This window comes from Nocardia sp. NPDC004582, from assembly GCF_053602115.1.
The window spans coordinates 1-6,912 of sequence record NZ_JBSGCY010000224.1; the positions used below are offsets into that span (position 1 = coordinate 1).

Genomic DNA, 6,912 nt, shown 5'->3' on the forward strand with positions numbered 1-6,912 from the left:
CTGTTCGCTGGTGGTTTCCGGTGCCGCGGATTCGCGGATCTGTTCGGCGGCGGTGCGCACCTCTTCGGGGTCGATGCCCTCTGCGCGCATCCGTGCGGCCCACGCGTCGGCCACTTCGGCCGCATGCTCGCGGCTGGCTTCAGCGGCCGCCCACCGAGCGATCGTTTCCTCACGCGCGCTGCGCTGCGGGGTGCCCTGATTCTGCTGGGCCTGCGGACGGTCCTCCGCGGGCCCGGCGGCGGCGTTGCGGCCGCGCTGCGCAGCGATTCGGCGTTGCCGTTCGAGGTATGCCTGCAGCGCGCGGCGCGCGGCGATCAGCGCCAGGGCCGAGGACTGCACGAGGACGGCGTGCTCGGTGATGATCTGCTCTTCTTCTGACTGGGTCGTCACGATGTGTGCCTCCGTTCAATCTGATTGGGTGACAGTCCGATTCGCGGTGTCATGATGTGAGGCGGCCCCACCCGTTGAGCACTGCGGCATCAACGAGACGCTGGTAGCACTGCTGCACCTGGGCTGTGGTGTCGGCAGGGCTGCGCAGGTAGGCGTTGCACACCACCTGCAGGCCCCAGAAACCGGCGTAGTGGCCGTTCTCGATCAGGCCGAGCTCGACGTCATGGGCGACATCCATAGCGGCTGAACCGATGTCGGTGTACATGGCCGCATCGGTTTGCCACCGTTCCGGGGGCTGCGCGTCGCCCGGCAGCATCAGCGATGCCCGCCGCAGCAGCGGCGGATAGACGTGGAGCCCGCCGCGCATCACCTCGGCTGTCACGGCCGGCAGGGCCGCGATCTGGTCGGCGAGTTCGGACTCGCCCACTGCGCGCAGCGCCGCCGCGGGCAGCTCCCGTACCAGCCAGTCCACGAGGTGCTCAGCGGCGCCAGCGTTGAATGACACCGTCCAGGAACTACTTCCATGCGTGGTCACGACTGCAACCTCCAGCTCGCCATGCGCCACCCGGCATCGGTCTTGCGCATGGCCGCCGAGACGTCCAGCTTCTTGTACCGGGTGGTGGAGTTGTCGAGGTGGCGCACGTTCTGGGTGACGGTCGCGGTCACCACGCACTCGCCGCCCTCAATCGGGCTGAGTTTGAAGTTGGTGACCGTGGCCTCGATGACGTCCTTGGATTCCCGCCACGCCGCCCACTCCGGCAGCGGCCGCACCTGGGGCGCGACAGTGCCATTCGCTGCGTCGAGCAGCTGGCCGGTCAGATACGGCTTGGCCCGGACCAGACCCGCGCCGGTGCTCGCATCCGACACCGGTTGCCAGGAGAACATGGCCGTGAGCGCCAACTGCGCGGCCGTGGCGGCGTCGACCCCGTCCGGCCGCGGACCGTGCAGGCCGGAATCGGCGTCACCGGGCGCGTGCTGGCCGGTGGATGGGCCGGATGTGCTGTGGTGGGTCAGGAGCGCGGCCGCTCCACCGGCCACGGCGAGCGTGGCCAGGACGGCGAGCACGATCAGCCATTTCCGCATGTCGATTCCGCCTTTCAGGTGAGGGTCTTGGAGTAGGTGCCGCGCCACATGGCCAGGATCTTCTGGCAATACGGGCGGGTTTCGGTCTCGTAATCGGGGCTGCCTGTAGGGAATCCGCCGCTGGAGAGCACCGCCCCGGTCCCCGCGTTGTAGGCCGCGAAATAGAGTTCCTCGGGCCCGTTCGGTGCGTTGACCTTGCCGCTTGCGATCCCGGCGTCGACGTCGCGGGCGATGTCGCACATGTAGTGGCCCTGGGCCATCACCGCGTCCCCGATCTTGTTGCGGTCACCGCTCCCGGCCGGGCCGGTCGGATTGCCGTTGTCGTCGACCGGAAACCCGTAGCTGCGCCAGGTGGAATCGATGAACTGCGTGTAGCCCGAGGCCCCAGCGCCGTTGTAGCCGTGCTGCTGAAACCCGCTCTCGGCCATGATCTGCGCGGCCAGCATGGGCGCGGTGATCTGCGGGCAGATGGAACCGGCCCGCTTGAGCCACGGCACGAATTCCGCGGGCACCTCGCCCTCGTTGAGACCGGCGTCGACCTTCGGGCCACCGCAACCGCCGCCGGGCGATGTGGGGTTGGCCGTGACACCGGGTGCGCCGGTGATCGGGGTCGACCCGTCCGGGTAGCCGCCGCCGGACACGGATACGTGCACGTGGTCCATATGGTTGGCGGTGTCTCCGCCGCGATCCTCGAGAACCTTGGAATCACCTGCGGGGGTGCGGTAGGTCTGGCGCCAGATGATGTACTCGACGTGGAAGTCCTCGGCGTGGGCGAGCACGTAGTCAGCGACCTTGTCCCCCAACATCTTCCCGTCGCCGGAGTTGTAGTTCGGGATCATCAGATCCGCTGCCCGCCCGCTGGGGTGATCCGGGTACGGGTCCGATTCGCGCCACCCGCCGATGCTCTGGATCTCGGGGAACGCGCTCGCGATGGAGCGCACCAGCCGGACGGTGTCGATCTGCAGGTGTTCCTCAGAGCCCTTGGACGCAGGCAGCGGCGGCAGCACGCCCGTGGCGGCCGCCAGGTCCGCGCCGCCCGGCGTCGAAGTGCCCGGCGCGGCGGGAGCGGTGGGCGTGGTCGGAACCGGGGTGGCCGGGCTGGCACTCGGGGTCGGAGTCTCCGCACCGGCCCCTGTGCCGGGTTCGCTGGCACCGGTCAGCCAGCCCATCGGGTCGATGGCCTTACCGCCGCCTTGGCGGGTGCCGTCCTGCCAGACCTCGAAATGCAGGTGCGCCCCGCCAGGGCCCGCAGGATCGACCTCGCCGTTGTACCCGACTTTCGCGATCTGCTGACCAGCGCGGACGGTATCGCCCGCATGCACCATGAGGTCTTGCTCGAACATGTGCCCGTACACGGTGGAGAACGGCTTGCCGTCGGCCTGGGAATCGATCACGATCCAATCGCCGAATCCCGTCGCCGGGCCCGACGCGGCGACCGTTCCGTCAGCAGCGGCGTAAATCGGTTGACCCGCCGTCGATCCGAAGTCTTGGCCATAGTGGTATTTGTCCCCGCGCGGCCCGAATCCGGAGGTCAGTTGATAGGTGCCTGCGGCCATGGGCATGGATTTGGAGCCGGGCGGCAGGTTCGAGGTCCCGGGCGAGGCGGTGGTCGGGCCGCACTTGGGGGTGTCGTCATCGAGGGTGAACAACACGATGAACATCACCGATCCGAGCGCGACGGCGGACGCGACCAGCGCCGCCCCTGCACGCTTCACGGCAACCGCCGGTGCACGGTGCTGCGCCGGCTGGCCGCGAGCTCGACGACCAGGCCGTTGGCCGCGTCGAGTTCCTGACGCAGCCGACGCACCTGTTCCTGCAGTTCAGGCACCGATGTTCCCGGAGCGTTTTCCTGGGCGCATCGCAGCCAGCTGCTGACGGTGTTCCAGTGAACCCCGATCTTCGGAGCAATGACCTTTGCGGCAGCGGTGCGTTTCCAGCCCTGGGTGATCAGGTCCAGGCCCTGTTTCACTGCGGCCTCACGTACAGCGGTGTCGATGGGCCCGTAGCGGCGAATGTCGTTCACGAAGCCCGCCTTTCGCCGTTGCCGCCGCGGGCGGCGGGCTCGTCGCGACGCCCGAAGTTCTCGAATCGGCTACTGGTGTCGTGGATTCCGGACTCGCGTTCGACGTCAGTCAGCTCGAGCGCGAAGGGAATGCCGGGCGAGCGGTCCTCGGCAACCTTGAGCAGCCACTTCCCGACACCAGCGGGCAGCGGAGGCGGTGCGCCCCGGCGGGGCGGCTCGCCGGTGAGCGCTTGCGGGGCCGACCAGCTCAGGATGTCGGCGGCCTCGGCCTCAGTGCACTGGACGAAGCCGTCGAGGGCAGCCAGCTCGTCAGCAGGCAGCGCACCGAGGATCTTGGCGCGGCAACGCTCGAAGAACCCGACCGCACGATTGCCAGCGGAACCGAGATTCAGCAGGTCCTTGATGGTGTGGCTGACCATGATCAGCGACACTGCGATGCCGCGCTGCAGTCGGGTCAGTTCGTCGACACGTTCGATCATGAATTCGCCCAAGCCCAGTACCTGCCACAGCTCATCCATGACGACCTGGTAGTACTGCTGTTTCTCCAGGCCCAGCTCGGCGAGCAGATTCAGAGCCTCGATGGCGCCGAAGCCCTGTGACCAGGATGCGAGCATGGCCGCGGCTTTGAGGGTCTTGTCGTTCTTGGCGATGTGGGAGACATCGACGCACACCCCGACCGCCGACATGTCCAGCGGCGTGGTGGTCTGCCCGTTGAACACCTCGCCCAGGTTGCCCTGGGTCAGGGCGCGCAGGCTGCGCCGCAATCCGATGATCGCGTCCTCATACTGTTCAACGGTCTTCGCGCCCGCGTCGAGTTGCAGCTCGACACCGCCAGCGTCGATGACTGCGGCCAGGTCATCGAGGATCGGCGGTGCGTCCACGGTGAACCCGCGCCCACCCTCGCTGACCGGCCGGAACAGAACCCGGTGCGCGGTCGATAGCAGCGTGTTCTCGTAGTCCTTGATCCGCTCGCCGCGCGCCAGCTCGATCAATCCGGCGACCAGATTGGTTGTGCGGGCCCGCAATTCGATGCGCAGCGTCTCGGCGGCCAGGTCCAGGCCCTCAGCCTCGAGCCGCAGCAGGGCCTGGGCCATAGTGCCGTTGTCGAGGGGGTTGAGCTTGCCGTGCCCGTACCCGAGGTCGATGATCTGGCCACCGACGCGCTCGATGGTGCTGCGGTAATCCGGTTTGACGTCGGCCAGGATCAGCGGTTTGATGCCTTGGGCCACGCCTCCCAGCACAATGCGCCGCACCAGTGAGGACTTGCCGAATCCGTTGAGCCCCAGGATGAACAGACTGGGCGCGGTGAGAAATCCACCGCGTTTGAACCAGTTCAGCGGGTCGAAGCACACCGGCGCGCCCGTGCGCAGGTGACGGCCCAACGGTGTGCCGATCAGCGGTGCCCCGGCACCGACAGACCAGGGCCACAGGCCGGCGACCTGCGCTGTGGTGCCTCGATATTCGGCCGGAATCGCGATCGAACGCCACCGGCCGCCACCGGCCCCGACAACCCCGGTCTTGGTCAGCTGGACCTTGGGTCCGTCGTCACGGGATTCGGCCTCGCGTACTCCGGCCGCGCGGCGGCGGGAATCATCGACCCCCAGCCAGAACCGCGCATGTGCGGACACGAACGGATTGCCCGAATCAGTGTTGTACTCGAGGCGAGTCCGCTCGGAGGGCGAGAGCAGTTTCTGCCCGAACTTCGCCCGCTCGGGGGCGGCGGGCTGGTCGCGTGCCGCGTCGCGGGTGCGGGTGGGGCTCATTCGGCCACCGTCCGGGGAATCGACGCCATTTCAGGCAGCAGAACGCCGATTCCGAGCCCGGCCGCGAACGTGGCCGCTTGGTTGCGGTAGCAGCGCCGGATCTGCAGACGTGATTGCGCCGCAATGTCTTTGGTGATTGCCTCGATCCGCGGAGTGTCGGAATGCGCCGCTGGTTCGGTGATCGTGATCAGGATGGAGAACCGCGTGACCCCGTGCCCACGCGCCTGTTCCTCGCGGGCCAGCTGCGTGGCGCCCGTACGCAACGTCGCAGCTGCCGAGACGACCCCGCCGCGGCCGGACTGCTCTGCGACGACCGCGTTCTTGTAATCGTTGTCGACGATCTTGGCGGCTTCCCCGGCCGAGTGCGGTCGGAACACCATCGCGACGCGCTTGCGCGGAAGATCTACGTTGGGTTCGAGGAGCGTACGGAGCACCTGTTCTTGGACGTTGCCATCGGGCGCTCCCGACATTTCCCAGGTCACCGACACCGTGCCGTCGTGGTAAAGGCGGTCTTGGCGCTCGTCGTAGGCCATCGGCCCGGCATCGCTCCAGTCGAGGCCGTGCGATTCGCCGAGCTCGGCGACCTCCTCGAGGTTGGCCTCGGCGGCCGGATCCCAGGCGCGGCGCATCAGCGCGGTGACTTCATCGGCGGTCATCGGCCGCGACCGCACCCCCGCCTGGGTCAACGCTCCGACGATCTGCGGGAGGCGGCGACCGATCTCGACCGCCTGCTCGGTGGGGTCCTTGCGACGCTCCGGGGTGGTCGCGCGGAAGGTGATCGCGCACCACGATTCCAGGCGCACGGAGTTCGAGGGCAGCGTCATGGCCAGCTCGGCCATCATGTCCTTGGCCATCTGCGGGGCTGTAGGCACGGTCAGTGTCCATACTTCGGCGGCGAGCCGGTTTCCGGTTTCGGGCACGGTGTCCAGGACAGGGGTGATGGCCTCGATGTCGGCGGTGCCGCCGAGGGTGGCCAGCAGCGTTCCCCAGCTGCCGACCCATCCGTCGATCATGGGCTGGTCGACGGCCAGAGAGCCCTGCGGCCAGCAGCGCACGACGACGGTGTAGAGATCCCAGTGCGGCATGTGCACCATGCCGAACGGGTAGCCGTCGGCGGCGACGGACTCATAGAGTTTCGACGGCGCGAGCAGGCCCGGCAGGGCGGCGCTGCCACGCTGGGAGAATCGGCCGCCGAGGTGAATGTTCTCGCGGCGCAGGTAAGTACGGAACCACTGCAGCATTTGGAATCCTCGCTCGTATCCGGTGCGGCCTTCGTGGCGCAGCGCCATCGGTGCCATGACTAGAAGCTCGATAACCAGCACCACCCCGGCCGCGAGCGGCCCGGCGATGAGAACGGTGAGCATGGCGATGACGAGTGCGCCGAAACCGGCCATCGTCAATCCCCACCCGAACCCCATCAGGCCCTCGTTACGGGGCCTGGTCCACAGCCCGTAGGTGCGGCGTTCGGTTTCCTGGATCGGGGTCATTGCGGCACCGCCTGTCGGTTAGTTACGCCGGTCGGGCGTGCGGATTCGGGTGGTGAGGCGGCGCTGGCGACCGCGGAATTGGCTGCGCGCATCCCGGCACCGACGGCCTTGGCCGCTCCAGCGGCCGCCGCCCCGACTGGCCCGGCCGCCTTGGCCGCCGCCCCGC

General features: G+C 68.2%; 7 protein-coding genes. All 7 read right to left on the reverse strand.

The annotated features are described in order from the left end of the window. On the reverse strand, positions 1–390 hold a 390-nt coding region (locus ACWELJ_RS32625), incomplete at its 3' end, for a hypothetical protein (protein ID WP_452369926.1). Between the two features lie 49 nt (positions 391–439). After that, positions 440–925, reverse strand: a complete 486-nt coding sequence (locus tag ACWELJ_RS32630; protein WP_452369927.1) for a hypothetical protein — start codon at positions 923–925, stop codon at positions 440–442. After that, entirely contained in the window at positions 922–1,473 is a 552-nt protein-coding gene (locus ACWELJ_RS32635; RefSeq protein WP_452369928.1) for a hypothetical protein, read from the reverse strand. Before ACWELJ_RS32635 ends, ACWELJ_RS32630 begins: the two co-directional genes overlap by 4 nt. A gap of 14 nt (positions 1,474–1,487) precedes the next feature. After that, positions 1,488–3,188, reverse strand: coding sequence for a peptidoglycan DD-metalloendopeptidase family protein (locus ACWELJ_RS32640; protein ID WP_452369929.1), 1,701 nt, complete (start codon positions 3,186–3,188; stop codon positions 1,488–1,490). Next, positions 3,185–3,496: a hypothetical protein gene (locus ACWELJ_RS32645; protein ID WP_452369930.1), complete on the reverse strand. Its 312-nt coding sequence runs from the start codon at positions 3,494–3,496 to the stop codon at positions 3,185–3,187. The genes ACWELJ_RS32640 and ACWELJ_RS32645 overlap by 4 nt, the downstream gene beginning before the upstream one ends. Next, the gene (locus ACWELJ_RS32650; RefSeq protein ID WP_452369931.1) at positions 3,493–5,259 is read right to left on the reverse strand and encodes a hypothetical protein; all 1,767 of its coding nucleotides are present in this window, start codon (positions 5,257–5,259) and stop codon (positions 3,493–3,495) included. The genes ACWELJ_RS32645 and ACWELJ_RS32650 overlap by 4 nt, the downstream gene beginning before the upstream one ends. Further along, positions 5,256–6,746 (reverse strand): SCO6880 family protein, encoded by a 1,491-nt coding sequence (locus tag ACWELJ_RS32655; protein ID WP_452369932.1) that lies wholly within the window; start codon positions 6,744–6,746, stop codon positions 5,256–5,258. The genes ACWELJ_RS32650 and ACWELJ_RS32655 overlap by 4 nt, the downstream gene beginning before the upstream one ends. Positions 6,747–6,912: the final 166 nt, after the last annotated feature.